21 protein-coding genes are annotated in these 16,976 nt (G+C 63.3%); 8 read left to right on the plus strand and 13 right to left on the minus strand.

The genetic code is table 11. The features are described from left to right. Positions 1 to 7 precede the first annotated feature (7 nt). From BLT60_RS18710 to BLT60_RS18725, 5 genes are read right to left on the minus strand one after another with little or no spacing between them, the layout of a single operon-like run. The gene (locus BLT60_RS18710; protein ID WP_139167891.1) at positions 8 to 748 is read right to left on the minus strand and encodes a hypothetical protein; all 741 of its coding nucleotides are present in this window, start codon (positions 746 to 748) and stop codon (positions 8 to 10) included. Beyond that, positions 741 to 980: a hypothetical protein gene (locus BLT60_RS24140; protein ID WP_139167892.1), complete on the minus strand. Its 240-nt coding sequence runs from the start codon at positions 978 to 980 to the stop codon at positions 741 to 743. Before BLT60_RS24140 ends, BLT60_RS18710 begins: the two co-directional genes overlap by 8 nt. Beyond that, positions 977 to 1,378 (minus strand): hypothetical protein, encoded by a 402-nt coding sequence (locus BLT60_RS18715; RefSeq protein WP_090878787.1) that lies wholly within the window; start codon positions 1,376 to 1,378, stop codon positions 977 to 979. Before BLT60_RS18715 ends, BLT60_RS24140 begins: the two co-directional genes overlap by 4 nt. Further along, positions 1,375 to 1,863, minus strand: coding sequence for a hypothetical protein (locus BLT60_RS18720; protein WP_090878789.1), 489 nt, complete (start codon positions 1,861 to 1,863; stop codon positions 1,375 to 1,377). Before BLT60_RS18720 ends, BLT60_RS18715 begins: the two co-directional genes overlap by 4 nt. A 2-nt stretch (positions 1,864 to 1,865) precedes the next feature. Beyond that, positions 1,866 to 2,090 carry a hypothetical protein gene (locus BLT60_RS18725; RefSeq protein WP_090878791.1) on the minus strand — a complete coding sequence of 75 codons (225 nt, stop codon included), beginning with the start codon at positions 2,088 to 2,090 and terminating at the stop codon, positions 1,866 to 1,868. Between the two features lie 414 nt (positions 2,091 to 2,504). Between BLT60_RS18725 and BLT60_RS18730 the strand changes: the two genes are divergently transcribed. The 3 genes from BLT60_RS18730 to BLT60_RS24145 are packed head-to-tail and all read left to right on the plus strand — an operon-like array spanning position 2,505 to position 3,834. Beyond that, positions 2,505 to 3,110 (plus strand): hypothetical protein, encoded by a 606-nt coding sequence (locus BLT60_RS18730; protein ID WP_139167893.1) that lies wholly within the window; start codon positions 2,505 to 2,507, stop codon positions 3,108 to 3,110. Beyond that, positions 3,107 to 3,586 (plus strand): hypothetical protein, encoded by a 480-nt coding sequence (locus BLT60_RS18735; protein ID WP_090878795.1) that lies wholly within the window; start codon positions 3,107 to 3,109, stop codon positions 3,584 to 3,586. Before BLT60_RS18730 ends, BLT60_RS18735 begins: the two co-directional genes overlap by 4 nt. After that, entirely contained in the window at positions 3,586 to 3,834 is a 249-nt protein-coding gene (locus BLT60_RS24145; protein WP_139167894.1) for a hypothetical protein, read from the plus strand. The genes BLT60_RS18735 and BLT60_RS24145 overlap by 1 nt, the downstream gene beginning before the upstream one ends. On the opposite strand, the gene BLT60_RS18740 is transcribed toward BLT60_RS24145, so the two are convergent. Both BLT60_RS18740 and BLT60_RS18745 read right to left on the minus strand, forming a co-directional pair. After that, positions 3,805 to 4,071, minus strand: coding sequence for a hypothetical protein (locus tag BLT60_RS18740; RefSeq protein WP_090878798.1), 267 nt, complete (start codon positions 4,069 to 4,071; stop codon positions 3,805 to 3,807). The two genes, BLT60_RS24145 and BLT60_RS18740, sit on opposite strands and share 30 nt — an antisense overlap. Before the next feature lie 20 nt (positions 4,072 to 4,091). Next, positions 4,092 to 4,364 (minus strand): helix-turn-helix domain-containing protein, encoded by a 273-nt coding sequence (locus BLT60_RS18745; RefSeq protein WP_090878800.1) that lies wholly within the window; start codon positions 4,362 to 4,364, stop codon positions 4,092 to 4,094. A 92-nt stretch (positions 4,365 to 4,456) separates the two neighbouring features. Here BLT60_RS18745 and BLT60_RS18750 point away from each other — a divergent pair, with 92 nt between their 5' ends. Further along, positions 4,457 to 6,511 carry an elongation factor G gene (locus tag BLT60_RS18750; protein WP_090878967.1) on the plus strand — a complete coding sequence of 685 codons (2,055 nt, stop codon included), beginning with the start codon at positions 4,457 to 4,459 and terminating at the stop codon, positions 6,509 to 6,511. Between the two features lie 34 nt (positions 6,512 to 6,545). On the opposite strand, the gene BLT60_RS18755 is transcribed toward BLT60_RS18750, so the two are convergent. Then, entirely contained in the window at positions 6,546 to 7,175 is a 630-nt protein-coding gene (locus BLT60_RS18755) for a CGNR zinc finger domain-containing protein (protein WP_090878803.1), read from the minus strand. A gap of 110 nt (positions 7,176 to 7,285) precedes the next feature. Here BLT60_RS18755 and BLT60_RS18760 point away from each other — a divergent pair, with 110 nt between their 5' ends. The 3 genes from BLT60_RS18760 (at position 7,286) to msrP (ending at position 8,942) form a co-directional block, all read left to right on the plus strand. Beyond that, positions 7,286 to 7,543 carry a hypothetical protein gene (locus tag BLT60_RS18760; RefSeq protein WP_090878805.1) on the plus strand — a complete coding sequence of 86 codons (258 nt, stop codon included), beginning with the start codon at positions 7,286 to 7,288 and terminating at the stop codon, positions 7,541 to 7,543. Then, complete coding sequence (locus BLT60_RS18765; RefSeq protein WP_090878807.1) at positions 7,540 to 7,902, plus strand: hypothetical protein; 363 nt, start codon at positions 7,540 to 7,542, stop codon at positions 7,900 to 7,902. Before BLT60_RS18760 ends, BLT60_RS18765 begins: the two co-directional genes overlap by 4 nt. Positions 7,903 to 7,988: 86 nt before the next feature. Next, positions 7,989 to 8,942, plus strand: coding sequence for a protein-methionine-sulfoxide reductase catalytic subunit MsrP (gene msrP, locus BLT60_RS18770; RefSeq protein ID WP_090878968.1), 954 nt, complete (start codon positions 7,989 to 7,991; stop codon positions 8,940 to 8,942). Between the two features lie 377 nt (positions 8,943 to 9,319). On the opposite strand, the gene BLT60_RS18775 is transcribed toward msrP, so the two are convergent. The 3 genes from BLT60_RS18775 to BLT60_RS18785 form a co-directional block, all read right to left on the minus strand. Continuing rightward, positions 9,320 to 10,210: a LysR family transcriptional regulator gene (locus BLT60_RS18775; RefSeq protein WP_090878809.1), complete on the minus strand. Its 891-nt coding sequence runs from the start codon at positions 10,208 to 10,210 to the stop codon at positions 9,320 to 9,322. A gap of 19 nt (positions 10,211 to 10,229) precedes the next feature. Beyond that, a complete protein-coding gene (gene trxB, locus BLT60_RS18780; RefSeq protein ID WP_090878810.1) occupies positions 10,230 to 11,186 on the minus strand; it encodes a thioredoxin-disulfide reductase in 957 nt (318 codons plus the stop codon). A 250-nt stretch (positions 11,187 to 11,436) separates the two neighbouring features. Then, positions 11,437 to 12,192: a DUF4339 domain-containing protein gene (locus tag BLT60_RS18785; protein WP_090878812.1), complete on the minus strand. Its 756-nt coding sequence runs from the start codon at positions 12,190 to 12,192 to the stop codon at positions 11,437 to 11,439. 182 nt (positions 12,193 to 12,374) lie between these two features. On the opposite strand from BLT60_RS18785, the gene BLT60_RS18790 reads away from it, so the two are divergent. Then, positions 12,375 to 12,842, plus strand: a complete 468-nt coding sequence (locus tag BLT60_RS18790; RefSeq protein ID WP_090878813.1) for an Lrp/AsnC family transcriptional regulator — start codon at positions 12,375 to 12,377, stop codon at positions 12,840 to 12,842. Between the two features lie 18 nt (positions 12,843 to 12,860). On the opposite strand, the gene greA is transcribed toward BLT60_RS18790, so the two are convergent. Both greA and carB read right to left on the minus strand, forming a co-directional pair. Continuing rightward, positions 12,861 to 13,337, minus strand: coding sequence for a transcription elongation factor GreA (gene greA / locus BLT60_RS18795; RefSeq protein ID WP_090878815.1), 477 nt, complete (start codon positions 13,335 to 13,337; stop codon positions 12,861 to 12,863). A gap of 120 nt (positions 13,338 to 13,457) precedes the next feature. Then, positions 13,458 to 16,790 (minus strand): carbamoyl-phosphate synthase large subunit, encoded by a 3,333-nt coding sequence (gene carB / locus BLT60_RS18800; RefSeq protein WP_090878817.1) that lies wholly within the window; start codon positions 16,788 to 16,790, stop codon positions 13,458 to 13,460. Between the last annotated feature and the right edge of the window lie 186 nt (positions 16,791 to 16,976).

Below are 16,976 nucleotides of genomic sequence, written 5' to 3' on the forward strand. Positions count from 1 at the left end.
CCCCTGGTCAGGCGGCCTCCGGTCCATACTGACGCCACAACTCGATGCCCCCCGACGCCCATCCGACGTTGTTCGTCCCTTCGAGAGCTGTGCCCGCGCTGGATGCGCGATTGCGCACCGTGAGGATTTCGTCGCCCGCATGCATCACAGAGAACGCGATGAACTTGAGGCATCCGAGGATGATGCCGGCCGGAATATCTTCGCATGCTGCGAAGCCCGACTTGTACATGATCATCAGGCCCGGATTGACTCCTTGCGCGGCACCTTGCCCGCACGGATCGCAGCACTGCCTCAGATCGATGACGTAGCGGTCAACCGCAATCGAGACGACCTGCGCACCGGGCTTAATGCGAAGCTGTTGCGGAGGCAGCGACCCGCCGTAGAGGTAGACGATGCCGTCCACCGAGGGGTGCGCCATCTGGAACCGATAGCTCGGCTTCATGAACCCGAACTTGCTCCTCCGTGGCAACGCCTCAACCGGCTCAGTGATGGTGCGCTGACCTGCCAACACCATGCCCGTATACTGCTCGGCGGCCTCGACGGCGGCCTTGCGATACAGATTTAGTTGCTCGTCCGAGACCTGCGGCACGTCGTCGGTTTTCGTGTGCTCGCGGATTAGTTCGATTGGCAGGAAAACTTCGAGGTCCCACCATTTGTCAGCCCCGCATGACGGCACGCCACCGACGTTATCCGGTGCGGCGCAGGTGGGCATATTCGGCGGCTGATGTTGGGGGCGGTAGTCATTCATCATCGAAATCCTTATCGAGTACGTCTCGATCGATCTGAGGCACGTATGGCTCGGCAAGCTGCTGCGGTGTCAGCGGACCCGGCTGTGCATTGCGTTCTTGCTCCGACCTGTACGGGCGGCCTTCGCGGGCTGCGGCTGCTTCCTCCAACGAGGGTGAATTCAGTCCGAGCGGTTGCGCGGGCTTGCCGAAATGATTCTCCAGGTCTGACAGCAGGCGCGGCTTGATTGTCATCGGCCCCACCCTGCTCCGGTCTTGCCGTCCGACATATGCCGCTTGAGGCGCACCGCATCGTCCATCGGATCAGCGCCGAGGGTCGGCAACGCGTCATTGCTGTAGACGACATTGCCACGGGGGAGGTCCGGGGCCATGACGCTGGCGAGCGACTTGGGTTCACCGACTGAAGCCGCGCCGATAAGGGTGTCGGTCATCGCGTCATAGGTCAGCAGATCGTTGAAGACGAAGCTGACGATCTTGCCGAGGGTCTTGGCGTCAACGTCAGCCTTGCCCTTCGCAAAGCGATCCAGCTGATCGAGGTTGATCTTGGCAAACTCTTGCAGGCGGGCGCGGCCTTCCCCGAGCGTCGAGACTGCGTATCGGATGCGGGCGAGACCGCTTTCATCTTGGTTCATGTCTGAACTTTCTCGGTTCGTTGAGTTTCAATCATCACGCGGATGATCTCGCGTGCTTTCTCGACGGCATCCTTGCCGATCTTGAGAAATTCGGTTGTTGGTGCGGGGCCGATCTTTTCCCGGCTAAGGATGCGACATGCGGGGTTGACCGGGTGGAGGCAAAGCGACACCTCATCAAGCCGCGCCTGCGACACCTCGGCGTAATAATCCGAGCGGCCTTTGTTGCGAATCTCGTAGGCGACAACGCCGAAAGCTACCGAGAAGCCCTGTGTCTGCTCTGCCTTGGCGTCGTCGTCCACAAGGGCCGAAATGTGCAGCTCATCGCCGCGATAGCCGAGATGGATGATGGTTCCACACGTGGCTGACATTCCATGCCGCCACAGCAACGGCACTGCCCGCGTCACGTCAAAAGCCCCGGCCCGCACCGAATGTCGGGCATGGTCGATTGCCGGGGTTGACGCGATGCCGCGGACGATGGTTGTCACGGCTAGTGCGTCCTGCCGCTGAACTCGGGGCTCATCTGGATCGGCTTTTCGCCCATCAGCGCCCGCAGTTCGAGGGCCTCGGCCTGCTCGGCGAGCTCACGCTGCATCTTGTGCGCGTTGCCAAATTCCTTGGCGATGATGCCGCCGTCTGCACCCATGCTGGCCGGGCGTTCGGCACCATGCATGTGCATGCCTTTGCGGATGGTCTTCGGGTCTCGCTTTGTCATCTCATTTCCTCGTTGGTTTGAGCTCAGCGGACGTGCAACCCCAACAGGAGAAAAGGCGCACATCCGCTAGTTCGCTCAAGACTCGTCAGATCACCAACAAGGGCTCAGTTGACGGGGCGAAGCCCCCACCTGCACCACACGGGCGCTGGAGGGGGATTGAAGCTCGGACGCGGATGCATTGGCTTGCCGACACAAAGCACGACGAGCGTCCGAGCACCCAGCCGCAGGGGGCTGAGTATTTGCTGCAGCTTGATTGGATGAATGCTGCATTTCGTCTGGCTTTAGCTGTGTCGGCACTTGCATTACTTCACACCCTCCAAGTAATGTCAAATGATTTTCTTGAAGATGTGATGATTTTCATGTATTGCGATGGGCAATACATGGATCGAACACCATCTATACAGGAGCAAGCAGATGCCCGAGGCCATCCCAACCGGCAACGAGCTAGTGGCTAGCGCACCCTTCCCGCCCGAGGGCTGGACGCAGCATCCCGACAATCCGGCCTACTATTTCAAGGGCAAGGAGGTGTTGAACGAGGCGCAAATCCGGGCCAAGTACAGCCGCTATCACACCACGCCAGTCCACGGGCATGCGAGCGATCCGCGGCTCAAGGAGACGATGGCCCTGCGTCGGTCCAACATGCTTGAGACCATCGAGCAAGCCAGCACCCACCACCAGAAAGCAATCGACACCCTTTCCGACATCATGGACGACCCGGATGCTACCGCAGCGCAAGTTCGAGCCTGCGAAAGCATCATCCATTGGGCATCCGGCGCACCCGAGCGGTTCATCCATATCGCCCTCGAGATCAGGCATGCGTCCATCGGCGACGCCATGAATGCCGTCATCGCCGCCGTGGCAGATGGCGATTGCTCAGTTGAGGCCGGTGAATCTTTGATGTCGATGCTCAAGCAGAAAGCCGAGGTCTCAGACATGGCCCTGCTCCAGGCGCAAATCTCGGAACTGCGCGATATGGTTCAGACCGTTGCCACGGGTGGCGGTAGGCTGATCAACGGATGAGCGGCCGCATCACGAATATGATCAGCCAGATCGCGACGTTGAAGCGCACGCTGCGCAAGACCTCGAACATCAACGTAGCGCGCACCGTCCTGTCGATCTTCGACGGGGCCGAGGACCTCGTTAGCTTCGATCCCAATCCTCGAGACGGCCCCTTCGTCCGCGTGACCCTTTGCGCTGTGCCGTCAGGTTCTTTCTTTTACGCCAAGCCGATGGACCCGACGAAGCCAAGCAGCGTCATGGTGCGGCTAGGCCCTGTGTACGCCGCGCCCGAGGTTGACGACTTCGAGGAGGTCAACCGCGTCATCGATCTGCACGCCACTACCGGGGCCAAGCCCGTCACGCCAGAGGAAGATCGGGTCCAGCACGACGCCAAGGCAACCGAGAAGCTAACTGAGGTCGATCAGATCAGTTCGATTGAGGCTTACCGGAAAGCGCACAAGGCAAGACTGATAGAGAAGATGAAGGAACTGAACTAATGGGGCCATCCACATTGCCAGAGGGCGTCAGCGCCCTTGAACACCATCGCAACCTGATCCTCGAGCGCGCGCTGCAACGCATCGCTGATCGAAAGCGCCGCCTTGCCGAGCAGGCCGAGAAGCCCCGAGCCGTAGGGGTGTCAGGCTACATCGTCTCCCCCATTGCCGATCAGATCGAGGAACTGCGCCGCCAAGCCAGTGGCAAGGCCAAGGGCGGGCTATTCAGCTTCCTGCGCTGGGGCCGCTAGTTCGTCGTCATCGAAATTATGCGGGGTGAAGTTCGGGTAATCTTCCTCGAACTTCGCTTTGATCATCTCAATGATTACCGCACCTTCCTCTGACGGGTATTTCTCGATCTCGGCGATGATGTCTTGCATAAACAACCAGAGCTTATTCGGCGCTACGAACTCCAGAGCATATTTGGCGTGTTCATCGGCAATTTTTTTGAGGACTTCCCTGATGGTGGTTTCGTCGGGGGTGGGCATCAGTCTGCTCCTTGCGTGCGCTAGTCGTCGTATGGCTCTTTTAGTTCGGCGGTAGCCGCGTCGAAATCCGCGACCGAGATGTGCTCCCAGCCGGGCGTGACCCTGCGCCCTGCGTCGATGGCGAGGACCGGGGGCTTGATGTATCGCAGCAGTTCGGATTCGAGGTAGTAGACCCTGCCGCCGTCGCGATAGGCTTTGATCGCGCCCGACCGAACACGGTTGCCGAGGGTGTTGCGATGGATGCCGCCGAGCAGTTCGCACGCAGCTTTGGTGTTGAGCCGTCGATCTGTCATTGTAAGATCATAAGCGGCACCTCGCGTTCCCGCAAATTATGGTGCGAATTATGAAAGGGTGCCCGAAACCGTTGTAAATGGGGGGGTTCGAGATGTCTGACGGCAACAGTGCGAGAGTAGAGGGCCCCCGGTGCATTGCCTTGGTCGGCCCGTTCGCCAGCGGCAAGACGACGTTGCTTGAAGCCATCCTTGCCAGAACCGACGCAATCAACCGACAGGGCACGATCGCCGAGAAAAACACGGTCGGCGACGCTTCGCCCGAGGCGCGGGCGCACCAGATGAGCGTCGAGGCGAATATCGCCGAGACGGATTTCATGGGCGACCAGTTCACTTTCATCGATTGTCCCGGGTCGATCGAGTTCGGTTTCGAGGCCGCGCCGATCCTCGCCGGGGTCGACCTCGCGGTGGTGGTGGCGGAAGCCGACGACAAGAAGATCCCGGCGCTTCAGGTCATCCTCAAGGGGTTGGAGGACAGGGGCATTCCCCGCATCCTCTTTCTCAACAAGATCGACAAGACCGAGGTCAGCGTTCGCCAGACGCTTGAGATGCTGCAATCGGCGAGCAGCGTGCCCCTGGTCCTGCGACACATCCCGATCCGGCAGAACGATGTCGTCACCGGATTCATCGACCTCGCCCTGGAACGCGCCTTCGTCTACCGCGAACACGCGGCGAGCGAACTGATCGACATGACCGACGCCGACCGCGCCCGGGAGGCGGAGGCTCGCTACACCATGCTGGAGACGCTCGCCGACTATGACGACGGGTTGATGGAGCAACTGCTCGAGGACATCCAGCCCGACCAGGACCAGATCTTCCAGGACCTGGCGAAGGAGACGCGGGAGGGCGTGATCTGCCCGGTGCTGATCGGGTCGGCGGAGGGTGCCAACGGCATCGGCCGGTTGCTCAAGGCGATCCGCCATGAAGCGCTCGCCATTGACGATACCCGTGCCCGGCTGGGCGTAGCCGCCAGCGACGATGGCGCGGTGCAGGTGCTCAAGACGCTGCATACCACCCATGGCGGCAAGTTGTCGATCGTCCGGGTGCTCAGCGGCACGGTCGGCGACGGCGCCGAATTCACCGGTCCGGACGGGCCGGTCGGGCGGGTTTCCGGTGTCTTCAGGATTGCCGGTCAGCAGGCAACCAAACGCAACGCCGCGGTCGCTGGCGAGACGGTCGGTCTCGGCAAGCTCGACGATGCGCAGACCGGCACGACGTTGTCGACTGCGAAGGAGGCGCCGCCTCAGGTGGTGACGCTGACGCCACCGGAGCCGGTGCTCGGCACCGCGGTCTCCTCGGCCGAGCGACGGGACGACGTCAAGCTGTCCTCGGCGCTGACCAAGGCCGTCGAGGAAGATCCATCGCTACGGGTCACCCATGTCCAGGATACTGGCGAGACGGTGCTGGAAGGGCAGGGGGAGATGCACCTGAGGGTGGCGCTGGAACGGCTGACCGGCAAATACGGCATCTCGGTCGACACCCACGATCCGCGCATCCCCTACAAGGAAACCATCCGCGCTTCGACCACAGTGCGCGGCCGGCACAAGAAACAGTCGGGCGGTCACGGACAGTTCGGCGATGTGGTGCTCGAGATCGCGCCGCGGCCGCGCGGCGCCGGCTTTGCCTTCGACGAGAAGATCAGCGGCGGTTCGGTCCCGCGCAACTATTTCTCGGCGATCGAGGCCGGCATCGTCGAATATCTCGACCGGGGCCCGCTCGGCTTCCCCGTGGTCGATGTCGCGGTGACCCTCACCGACGGGTCCTATCACTCCGTCGATTCCTCCGACCAGGCGTTCCGCACGGCGGCGCAGGTCGGCATGCGCGAGGGCATGCCGCTGTGCAAGCCGGTGCTGCTCGAGCCGATCCTCAAGGTTGAGATCGCCGTGCCGTCGGAGGCGACGCCCCGAGTCAACGGCATCGTCTCGCAACGGCGCGGCCAGATCCTCGGCTTTGATGCGCGTCCGGGCTGGCAGGGCTGGGACGTTGTCGAGGCGATGATCCCGCAATCCGAGATCCGCGACCTGATCATCGAACTGAGGTCGGCGACAGCCGGTGTCGGCACCTTCGAGGCGCATTTCGATCACCTCGCGGACCTCAGCGGCAAGCTGGCCGACCAGGCGATCGAGCGGGCGAGCGCCCAGGCGGCGTAGGCGCGCCTCGGCCGGACGGAGAATCGCGCTTCGATCAATGGTGGTGTTCGCGCCGCGCCCGGTGCCGCTTGGCCTTCGTGCGGTTTCCGCATGTCGCCATGTCGCACCAGCGGCGCGAGTTGTTCTTGCTGAGATCGAGAAACAGCCATTGGCAGTCGTTGCCCGGGCCGTGGCCGGGGCATTGCTTGATCCGGGAGAAATCGGCGGTCGCAAGCAGGTCGATGGCGGAGAGGGCGAGCGGTCCGATGAGGGCAGCTTCCGGCGACGCTTCGCTGAAGTCGAAACGATAGCCACCGCCGGCCGCCGGCGCGAGCTCTCCCGATCCGATCGCTCGCTGGGCATGATCCCGAAGCACTCGCAGGTCAGCTCCCTCCGGCTTCTCGCCGAAGGCGAGGGCGCTGCCGATGCGATAGATCGCGTCGCGGAGGGCCAGGGCGTGGCGGAAGGTGCGCTGCGCGACGCCGGCATCGGCGTCGAAGGCCGCAAGGCAACGCCGCGCGCCCGCTTCGTCGACAATCCCCGCATGCCGTGCCCACGCGACAAGGTCCGATGGCGCATGAAGGTTTTCGAACGGAGTCGGTGAATCGCGACCGCTGGCGGTATTGGCAAAATCGAACGCCGGAACACCCCCGACGAGCGAGACGCTGGCTGCTGAGGACGACATATGACACCTTCAAAAACTGTATAGCTGGTTATTGACATAACCGTCAATAATAAAATAGACGGTTATATGACCTGACCGGATTCAATCGCGCCACTCCAGAGGAGGTTCTCATGGACACGACCCACTACATGCTCGCCAGCCAGCTTCAGACCGCCCTCACGACCAAAGGGGCTGCGGTTCGCGGCGGGAACGGCCGGGACGATCCCTATGCCGCAATCGATGCGGCGATCCGGGGTGCCCGCAATGCGCTCTTCCGGTTCATGACCGTGATCGCGAGTGTCAGCGTCGGGTTGGCAGCGATTGGGTACGCCGGGGAAGGGGGCGCCGGGGTTCTGGTCGCCGCGCTTGGCTGGACGCCGTTCGGATGAGACCGGCTATCGCCCGGATCTGGCGGGGCCGCACCCGCACAGCAGATGCCGATGCCTATGCGCGGTACCTCTACGACGCGGGTATCAAGCCGCTTGAGGAGACCGCGCTGGCGGTCGAACTGTTTCGGGAAGATGGCCCGGAGGAGACCGAGTTCGTCACCATCTCCTATTGGGAATCCATCGAGGCGATGGCGCGATTTGCCGGCAAGAACCCGCGCCGCATCCACCACCTTGCCCGCGATCCCGAGTTTCTGGTCGCGATGCCCGAGGGCGTGCAGATCCTCCGGATCGTGGCGTCCGCGGGGCGGTTCGACGCTGATCGAGGAACGGCGGAACCGACGGGCCCGCGCGCCGGTTGATGGACAGCCCACACCTTCGTGATTTGATCGTGTGTAGGCAGGGGCATAGGTCTGTCAGACGACAGAATGCGCCAATGGAGCATGCGATGTACGTGAAACGACAGAAGGGCTGGGAGATTCCGGAGCGGCTTGCCACGCCGGAATCGGTCTATCTCAACCGCCGCCAGATCCTCGCGGCAAGCGGTCTCGGACTGGCCGCGGCAACCCTTCCCGGCATCGCCAGCGCCCAGACCGATCCTTCGGCCGATCTCTACCCGGCGGCGCGCAACTCGAAATATACGATCGAGCGCGAGGTCACGCCGGAATCGATCAACACCACCTACAACAACTTCTACGAATTCGGCACCCACAAGAACATCGCCCGCGCCGCCGAGGCCCTGCCGATCCGGCCGTGGGAAGTGAAGATCGACGGGATGGTGGAGAACGAGATCACCACCGATTTCGACACGCTGATCCGCAAGATGCCGCTGGAGGAACGCCTCTACCGGCATCGCTGCGTCGAGCGGTGGTCGATGACCGTGCCGTGGACCGGCTTCCCGCTTGCCGAACTGGTGAAGATGGCCAAGCCGCTCGGCGACGCGACATATCTGCGGATGGAAACCTTCATGATGCCGGATGTCGCCACCGGCCAGAAGCAGATCTGGTATCCGTGGCCGTATGTCGAAGGCGTCAGCATGGCCGAGGCGACCAACGACCTCGCCTTCCTGGTCACCGGCGCCTATGGCAAGCCGGTCGCCAAGTCGATGGGCGCGCCGCTGCGGCTGCACCTGCCGTGGAAATACGGCTTCAAGTCGATCAAGTCGATCGTCCGCTTCACCTTCACCGACGAACAGCCGGTGACCTTTTGGCAGGATCTGGCGGCCAGCGAATATGGCTTCTGGGCCAACGTCAATCCGGAAGTGGCGCATCCGCGCTGGAGCCAGGCGAGCGAGCGTGACCTGACGACCAACGAGCAGATTCCGACACGGTTGTTCAACGGCTATGCCGAATACGTCGCCGATCTCTACGTCGGGATGGAAGACCAGAACATCTACATGTAGCCGCTGCCGGCGCCCTCGTTCGAGGGCATCCGGAACGCCTGAACCCGGCCCGTGGCGATCATCGCCGCGGGCTTTTCGCGTGTCCGATCAATGCCGCCAGGCAACGTCCGGACTATGTCGGGGGAGAGGGCATCTTCAAAGAAAAAGCCGGGCCGCTATGGCCCGGCAGTTCTTTGCCACATCAGCAACGCGAGCGACAAACCTTCCAGAGAGGAACTGACGACGTTGCGATCCGTGCGTAGGGAGGAAGTGACGAACGAATCACTGCGCCGACAACTCAGTGTACTCCTGCAAAAAAATTGTGCAGCGTCTTGTCGTCAGTGCTGTGAAGAAAGTGTGACACGCGGTAAAATTGCAACAGCACTCCAAAGCACTGCTCAATATGACCAGTTCTGCGCCTTCGACAGAAGGAAATCCCTGAAGACATGGACTCGTGCCGAGTTCTTCAACTCGGCCGGATAGACGAAATACGACGCGAAGCTCGGAACTTCTGCTTCCGGCAGAAGCCGCTTCAGTCGCGACTCGCCTTCCACCATGTAGTCGGGAAGCACTGCGATGCCGATGCCGCGAACGGCCGCGCTCTTGATCGACAGCAGGTTGTTGATCCGCAGGATCGGCGTCCGCGGATTGCCGGGATCGCGGCCGGCGAGTTCCAGCCAGTTCACGTCGCGCAGGTAATTGGGCACCGGTACGCCGAAAGTGACGATGCGGTGCTTGTCCAGTTCCTCCAGCGACTTGGGATGGCCGAAACGCTCAAGATACTCCGGGGCGGCGTAAAGGTGCATGTGCACGGTGAACAGGCGCCGCTGGATGAGGTCGGGCTGGGTCGGCTGCCGCAGGCGAATGGCGATGTCGGCCTCGCGCATGTTGAGGTCGAGTTCGCCGTCATCGAGGATCAATTGCAGTTCGATGTCGGGATAATGGTCGATGAACTCGTGGATGCGATCGGTCAGCCAGGTCGAGCCGAGGCCGACCGTGGTGGTCAGGCGGAGTCGCCCCGTCGGTTGCTCGGCCGAATCGGCGAGCCGGGCACGGACCGCCTCGAGCTTCGACATGACCTCGTTGGCGGCCCGGTAGAGGTGTTCGCCCTGTTCGGTCAGGATCAGGCCGCGGGCGTGGCGATGAAACAGCGAGACGCCGAGGTCCTGCTCCAGCGCGCTGACCTGGCGGCTCACCGCCGACTGGCTCATGTGCAGCGTTTCGCCGGCATGCGTGAACGAGCCGGCCTGGGCGGCGGCGTGGAAAATCCGGAGTTTGTCCCAGTCCATCGAGGGCCGGTCTTTCGCGTTATTCAGCCGCTTCGGCTGCGTCTTCCGACATGGCCAGGAATTTCTCGGCTTCGAGGGCGGCCATGCAGCCCTGGCCGGCGGCGGTCACTGCCTGGCGATAGAAGTCATCGGTAACGTCACCCGCGGCATAGACGCCGGGAATGCCGGTGGCGGTCGAGCCCGGCTCGGTCAGCACATAGCCGCCGGTCTTGGTTCGCAACTGGCCGCCGAGGAAGTCGACCGACGGCGCATGGCCGATCGCGACGAAGACGCCGTCGACCTTCAACTCGCTTTCGGTGCCGGACTTGGCATTGCGCAGCCGCAGGCCGTTGACCGAGAGCGGCGGTCCGGAATCGCCGAGGACATCCTCGACCACCGTGTCCCAGAGCACCTCGATCTTGTCATTGGCGAACAGCCGGTTCTGCAGGATCTTTTCGGCCCGGAAGGAATCGCGGCGATGGATGACCGTCACCTTCGAGGCGAAATGGGTGAGGAACAGCGCCTCCTCGACCGCGGTATTGCCGCCGCCGATCACCGCGACCTCGCGACCCTTGTAGAAGAAGCCGTCGCAGGTGGCGCAGGCCGAGACGCCGAAGCCCTTGAAGCGGTCCTCGCTCGGCAGGTTGAGCCACTTGGCCTGGGCGCCGGTGGCGATGATCAGGGCGTCGGCGGTGTAGGTCTCGCCGGCGTCGCCGTTCAGCCGGAAGGGGCGCTGCGACAGGTCGACCGAACTGATGTGGTCGGTGACCATGCGGGTGCCGACATGCTCGGCCTGGGCCCGCATCTGCTCCATCAGCCATGGCCCCTGGATCGGCTCGGCGAAGCCCGGATAGTTCTCGACATCGGTGGTGATGGTGAGCTGGCCGCCTGGCTGGATGCCCGCGATCAGGATCGGTTCCAGCATCGCGCGGGCTGCATAGATGGCAGCCGTGTAACCGGCCGGCCCCGAGCCGACGATGATGACTTTCGCATGCATGAACCAGGGTCCCCTGAAATGTCGTCCGCGCGACGCGACAATGCGCCGGCGCGTTCCGGGATTCGAGCCAGTCGAAATCTAGGGACTAAGGCCCCCAGTCTGCAAGGAGCGCATGGCTCCTGTGAATAACAATCCACTCACGAAATGGTGGCCGCGGAGAGCGGGAAGCCTCCGCGGCCGTCATAAGCGAGACATAATGGGCCGGCGCGAAGCGGGATGAGGACCCGGCATCACGCCAGCCATGCGGCAGCTAGCCGGAGGGCGGGGTCAGGCCACCGCCGCCCGATCCGCCGCCGCTGCCACCGCCGCCCGGTGTCTTGCCGCCACCGCCGGTGCCACCACCGCCGGTGCCGCCACCGCCACCGCCCGGGGGCAAGGGCGGTGGGCCGCCGGCGAAGGCGGCTGCCAGTTCGGGATAGCTCTCGGCCGGCGCCCAGCCCGGCGCGCCCGTCTTCCAGACCAGGTCGGTCCGGGCGACACTACCTTGCTGAATGCGCTGGATCATCTCCTGAAGGGGCAGCGGGCCCACCGGTTGGCCGTTGACGGCGACGAAGTACTCGACATCGGTCTGCGGCAGCGGCGGCGGGCCGGGCGGCGTGGGGCCGGGGCCGGGCGGTGTCGGGCCAGGACCGGGCGGCGTCGGGCCGGGAGCCGGACCACTGCCGCCAGCCTGGAAGAACACGTCGCGCGTTCCGTCCGTGAACTGGAGCCGCATGGCGAGGCCGTTCTGCGACCAGACGCCCTGGAACTTGATCGGAGCGATACCGGGCTGGGCGAGCTGGATTTCGCCCTGCGCGTTGTTGCCGCCGTCGGTCTGACCGGTCAGCGTGCCCTGATCGGAGCCGGAAATGGTTCCCTGAAGGGAGTTACCGTTCTGGCGCAATTCAAGCGTCACGCCAGCGACGTCGCCAGTGCCCTGATACGTGCCGCTCATGTGATCGGCGGAGGCGGCTGAGCCCCAGAGCAACGTCAAAATGAAGAGGAGAACTGGACCTGCAATGCGCATCGCTCACTCCGGCTTCTATCATAAAAACGGCATCCTAGCAGCGGCCGGACGCCGGGGACAGAGCGCGGGTTCGGGAGTTTTCTTTCGTCTTTGGAAGCCAATTATTTCAAATCGTGCGAAATTGGGTAACATTCCGCCGCGTAGCACCACCGCCATGAACTTCGGAAGCGAGATCGCCAGACGTGAAAGCCCGACTTGACGCGATTGACTGGAAGATTCTCAAGGAACTTCAGGCGAATGGCAGGATCACCAACGTTGCGCTGGCGCAGCGCGTCGGTGTCTCGGCGCCGCCGTGCCTGCGCCGCGTCCGGGCACTGGAAGAGGCGGGCGTCATCGAGGGCTACAGGGCGCTGATCGATACGAAGGCGCTGGGCCTGACCGTGAGCGCCTTTGCCCTGGTGGGGCTGTCGAGCCAGAGCCAGGCCGATCTTGCGGCCTTCGAGGAAAAGGTGCGGGAATGGCGGATCGTGCGCGAGTGCCACATGCTGTCCGGCGACATCGATTTCATCCTGAAATGTGTCGCACCGGATCTCGAAACCTTCCAGTCCTTCATCATCGAGGACCTGACGCGCTCGCCGCAGGTCGAGAGCGTGCGGACGTCGCTGGTCATTCGCCGGCTCAAGGATGAGCCGGCGGTGCCGATAAATTGATGGGCCGGGGAGGCGTCGTCAGCCGTATTTGACGGAGATGATCTCGTAGGAGCGCGCGCCGCCGGGCGCCGCCACTTCGACGGTATCGTTCTTCGACTTGCCGATCAGGGCGCGCGCGATGGGCGAGGAGATCGAGATCTTGCCCTCCTTCACGTCGGCCTCGAGGTCGCCAACGATCTGATATTTCTTCTTTTCTTCCGTATCCTCGTCAACGAGGGTCACGGTCGCGCCGAACTTGATGGTCTTCGAGCCGGTCAGCTTGGCGACATCGATGATCTCGGCGCGCGAGAGCTTGTCTTCGAGCTCCATGATGCGCCCCTCGTTAAGGCCATGGGCTTCCTTCGCAGCGTGGTATTCGGCGTTCTCGGACAGGTCGCCATGGCCGCGGGCCTCGGCAATCTGTTCGATGATCCGCGGACGCTCCTCGGAGGTGCGCCGCTTCAACTCCAATTCCAGCGCCGCGTGTCCGGCTGCGGTCATTGGAACGTTTTCCATTACCCTTCAACCTCGTTCTTGGTCGGCTTGCTTGCCGATTCCGTGCTCAGTCATACCACAAGGCCCGCATTCCATTCCTGCTGGAACACCGCGACCCGATTCAGTTTTTGGTGGTCTTGGTCAAGCCGGAGAAAAATAGGATTGCAGTGGCCGGACTTCAAGACTGCCGTGCTTGTATGCCTCGATCCCCAGTGACGCCGCGACCGCACCTGCGATCGTCGTATAATACGGGACCCGGTGCAAAAGCGCGGCGCGTCTCAGCGACCGACTATCGGTGAAAGCCTGCCTGCCTTCCGTCGTGTTGATGACGAGCTGGATGCCTCCATTCTTGATAGCATCGACGATGTGCGGCCGACCTTCAAGCACCTTGTTGATCTTGGCGCAGGGAACGCCTTCCGCCTCGAGGAACCGCTGGGTGCCGCTGGTGGCGACGATATCGAATCCCAGCGACTTCAGCAGCTTCATCGCATTGACAATGCCGGACTTGTCGCTGTCGCGGACGGAAACGAAGACCGTGCCGCTGATCGGCACCGCGCCGCCGGCTGCAAGCTGGCTCTTGGCGAAGGCGACCGCATAGTCCCGGTCGAGCCCCATCGCCTCGCCGGTCGAGCGCATTTCCGGGCCGAGAAGCGTGTCAACATTCGGGAAGCGGGCGAAGGGGAAGACGGCTTCCTTGACCGCAACGTGATCGATGCCATTCGGCTTCAGGTCGAAATCCGCCAGCGGCGTCCCGGCCATCACCAGAGAGCCGATCTTGGCGAAGGGCTTGCCGACCGTCTTGGCGACGAAGGGCACGGTTCGCGAGGCGCGCGGATTGACCTCGAGGACGTAGATGTCGCCGTCCTTGATCGCGTACTGGACGTTCATCAGGCCGCGAACCTCCAGCCCGAGGGCGAGCGCCCGCGTCTGCTTCTCCAGTTCGGCGATGGTCTCGGCCGAAAGGGAATGGGGCGGCAGAGAGCAGGCGGAATCGCCGGAATGAATGCCGGCCTGCTCGATGTGCTCCATGATCCCGCAGATGAAGACGTCCTTGGTGTCGGCCAGGGCATCGACATCGACCTCGATGGCGTCCGAGAGGTAGCGGTCGAAGAGCAGCGGATTCTTGCCGAGCAGCGTGTTGATCTGGCCGGTCTTGTCGTTCGGGTAGCGGATCTTGACGTCGCCCGGCACAAGCTCTGGCAGCGTGCCGAGCAGGTAGTCGCCGAGTTGCGTGTCCTCGCGGATGATCTGCATCGCCCGCCCGCCGAGCACGTAGGACGGCCGCACCACCAGCGGATAGCCGAGTTCGGCGACGACCAGCCGCGCCTGTTCGACCGAATAGGCGATGCCGTTCTTCGGCTGCTTCAGGCCGAGCTTGGAAATCAGCTTCTGGAAGCGGTCGCGGTCCTCGGCCAGGTCGATGGCGTCCGGCGAGGTGCCGAGGATCGGAACGTCCGCCTCCTGCAGGGCATGGGCGAGCTTCAGCGGGGTCTGGCCGCCGAACTGGACGATGACCCCATGCAGCGTGCCTTTCGACTGCTCGACCCGGACGATCTCGAGCACGTCCTCGGCCGTCAGCGGCTCGAAATAGAGCCGGTCGGAGGTGTCGTAATCGGTCGACACGGTCTCCGGGTTGCAGTTGATCATGATCGTCTCGAAGCCCGCGTCCGAGAGCGCGAAGCAGGCGTGGCAGCAGCAATAGTCGAACTCGATTCCCTGGCCGATGCGGTTCGGGCCGCCGCCGAGGATGATGACCTTGCGGCGGTCGGTCGGCTCGGCCTCGGAGGCTGCCGCTCCGGCGAAGGGCGGCTCGTAGGTCGAGTAGAGATAGGCGGTCGGCGAGGCGAATTCGGCGGCGCAGGTGTCGATGCGCTTGTAGACGGGATGGACGCCGAGTTCCGCCCGCAAGGCGGCGACATCTGCCTCCGACTTGCCGGCCAGCCCGCCAAGCCGCGCGTCGGAAAAGCCCATTGCCTTCAGCCGCCGCAGCGGGCCGGGAATGTCCGGCAGGCCATGACTGCGAACCTTGCTTTCCGATTCAACGATTGACTGTAACTGCCTGAGAAACCACGGATCGATCTTCGAAACCGCGTGGATCTCCTCGATCGACATGCCGTGGCGCATCGCCTGGGCGCAGGTCAGAAGCCGGTCCGGCGTCGGCCGGCCGAGGGCGGCGCGGATGGCGTTCTTGTCGTCGCCTTCGTCGAGGCCGGGGATGACGACTTCGTCGAGGCCCGAATAGCCGGTCTCGAGACCGCGCAGCGCTTTCTGCAGGGACTCGGCAAAGGTCCGGCCGATCGCCATGACCTCGCCGACCGACTTCATCGCGGTGGTCAGCAGCGGCTCGGCGCCGGGGAATTTCTCGAAGGCGAAGCGCGGGATCTTGGTGACGACGTAGTCGATGGTCGGCTCGAAGGCGGCCGGAGTCGCACCGCCGGTGATGTCGTTCTCAAGTTCGTCGAGGGTGTAGCCGACAGCCAGCTTGGCGGCGACCTTGGCGATCGGGAAGCCGGTCGCCTTCGACGCCAACGCCGAGGAGCGCGACACCCGCGGGTTCATCTCGATGACGATCAGCCGGCCGTCGGCCGGATTGACGGCGAACTGGACGTTGGAGCCGCCGGTCTCGACGCCGATCTCGCGCAAGACCGCGAGCGAGGCGTCGCGCATGACCTGGAATTCCTTGTCGGTCAGCGTCAGGGCCGGGGCGACGGTGATCGAATCGCCGGTATGGATGCCCATCGGGTCGATATTCTCGATCGAGCAGACGATGATGCAGTTGTCCGCCTTGTCGCGGACCACCTCCATCTCGAACTCCTTCCAGCCGATCACCGATTCCTCGATCAGCACTTCGTCGGTCGGCGAGGCGTCAATGCCGCGCTCGACGATTTCGAGGAATTCCTCGCGGTTGTAGGCGATGCCGCCGCCGGTGCCGCCCATGGTGAAAGAGGGGCGGATGATCGCCGGCAGGCCGATGATATCCATGGCCTTCAGTGCATCGACCAGCGAATGGGCCAACTCGGAGCGGGGAGTCTCGAGGCCGATCTTGCCCATCGCCTCGCGGAACAGTTCGCGATCCTCGGCCTTGTCGATGGCCTCGGCGGTGGCACCGATCAGTTCGACGTCGAACTTGTCGAGAACGCCGTCCTTGCGCAGCGACAGGGCGCAGTTGAGCGCCGTCTGGCCGCCCATGGTCGGCAGCAGGACCAGCTTCTCGTCAGGGCGCTCGCTGCGCTCCTTCTCGATGATCTTGGCGACCAGTTCCGGGGTGATCGGCTCGATATAGGTGGCGTCGGCGATCTCCGGATCGGTCATGATCGTCGCCGGATTCGAATTGACCAGGACGACCCGGTAACCCTCTTCCTTCAGCGCCTTGACGGCCTGGGTTCCGGAATAGTCGAACTCGCAGGCCTGGCCGATGACAATCGGGCCGGCGCCGATGATGAGGACGGACTGGATATCTGTGCGTTTGGGCATGGGGCTCCAGGCGCGAACGAAACCCCGGGGCGGCGATTCCGACCGGGGCCAAGGCGAAAATATGAGGCTGGAGGCGGCTTATAGGGGAAATGGGCGGCGGGGGGAAGATGGGCGGGCGTTATTGGCTGCGACATCGCCTGGCGGGATTTCCGGGGGTTTCGGACCCGGCACGCGGTGACCATGTAA

The organism is Bauldia litoralis (genome assembly GCF_900104485.1).
GTDB classification, from domain to species: Bacteria; Pseudomonadota; Alphaproteobacteria; order Rhizobiales; family Kaistiaceae; genus Bauldia; species Bauldia litoralis.

Bases quoted from the DNA above. Each gene is read 5' to 3' on its own strand.
- BLT60_RS18710 (WP_139167891.1), bottom strand. From the start codon at position 748: ATGAATGACTACCGCCCCCAACATCAGCCGCCGAATATGCCCACCTGC.
- BLT60_RS24140 (WP_139167892.1), bottom strand. From the start codon at position 980: ATGACAATCAAGCCGCGCCTGCTGTCAGACCTGGAGAATCATTTCGGC.
- BLT60_RS18715 (WP_090878787.1), bottom strand. From the start codon at position 1,378: ATGAACCAAGATGAAAGCGGTCTCGCCCGCATCCGATACGCAGTCTCG.
- BLT60_RS18725 (WP_090878791.1), bottom strand. From the start codon at position 2,090: ATGACAAAGCGAGACCCGAAGACCATCCGCAAAGGCATGCACATGCAT.
- BLT60_RS18730 (WP_139167893.1), top strand. From the start codon at position 2,505: ATGCCCGAGGCCATCCCAACCGGCAACGAGCTAGTGGCTAGCGCACCC.
- BLT60_RS18735 (WP_090878795.1), top strand. From the start codon at position 3,107: ATGAGCGGCCGCATCACGAATATGATCAGCCAGATCGCGACGTTGAAG.
- BLT60_RS24145 (WP_139167894.1), top strand. From the start codon at position 3,586: ATGGGGCCATCCACATTGCCAGAGGGCGTCAGCGCCCTTGAACACCAT.
- BLT60_RS18740 (WP_090878798.1), bottom strand. From the start codon at position 4,071: ATGCCCACCCCCGACGAAACCACCATCAGGGAAGTCCTCAAAAAAATT.
- BLT60_RS18745 (WP_090878800.1), bottom strand. From the start codon at position 4,364: ATGACAGATCGACGGCTCAACACCAAAGCTGCGTGCGAACTGCTCGGC.
- BLT60_RS18750 (WP_090878967.1), top strand. From the start codon at position 4,457: ATGTCTGACGGCAACAGTGCGAGAGTAGAGGGCCCCCGGTGCATTGCC.
- BLT60_RS18755 (WP_090878803.1), bottom strand. From the start codon at position 7,175: ATGTCGTCCTCAGCAGCCAGCGTCTCGCTCGTCGGGGGTGTTCCGGCG.
- BLT60_RS18760 (WP_090878805.1), top strand. From the start codon at position 7,286: ATGGACACGACCCACTACATGCTCGCCAGCCAGCTTCAGACCGCCCTC.
- BLT60_RS18765 (WP_090878807.1), top strand. From the start codon at position 7,540: ATGAGACCGGCTATCGCCCGGATCTGGCGGGGCCGCACCCGCACAGCA.
- msrP (WP_090878968.1), top strand. From the start codon at position 7,989: ATGTACGTGAAACGACAGAAGGGCTGGGAGATTCCGGAGCGGCTTGCC.
- BLT60_RS18775 (WP_090878809.1), bottom strand. From the start codon at position 10,210: ATGGACTGGGACAAACTCCGGATTTTCCACGCCGCCGCCCAGGCCGGC.
- trxB (WP_090878810.1), bottom strand. From the start codon at position 11,186: ATGCATGCGAAAGTCATCATCGTCGGCTCGGGGCCGGCCGGTTACACG.
- BLT60_RS18785 (WP_090878812.1), bottom strand. From the start codon at position 12,192: ATGCGCATTGCAGGTCCAGTTCTCCTCTTCATTTTGACGTTGCTCTGG.
- greA (WP_090878815.1), bottom strand. From the start codon at position 13,337: ATGGAAAACGTTCCAATGACCGCAGCCGGACACGCGGCGCTGGAATTG.
- carB (WP_090878817.1), bottom strand. From the start codon at position 16,790: ATGCCCAAACGCACAGATATCCAGTCCGTCCTCATCATCGGCGCCGGC.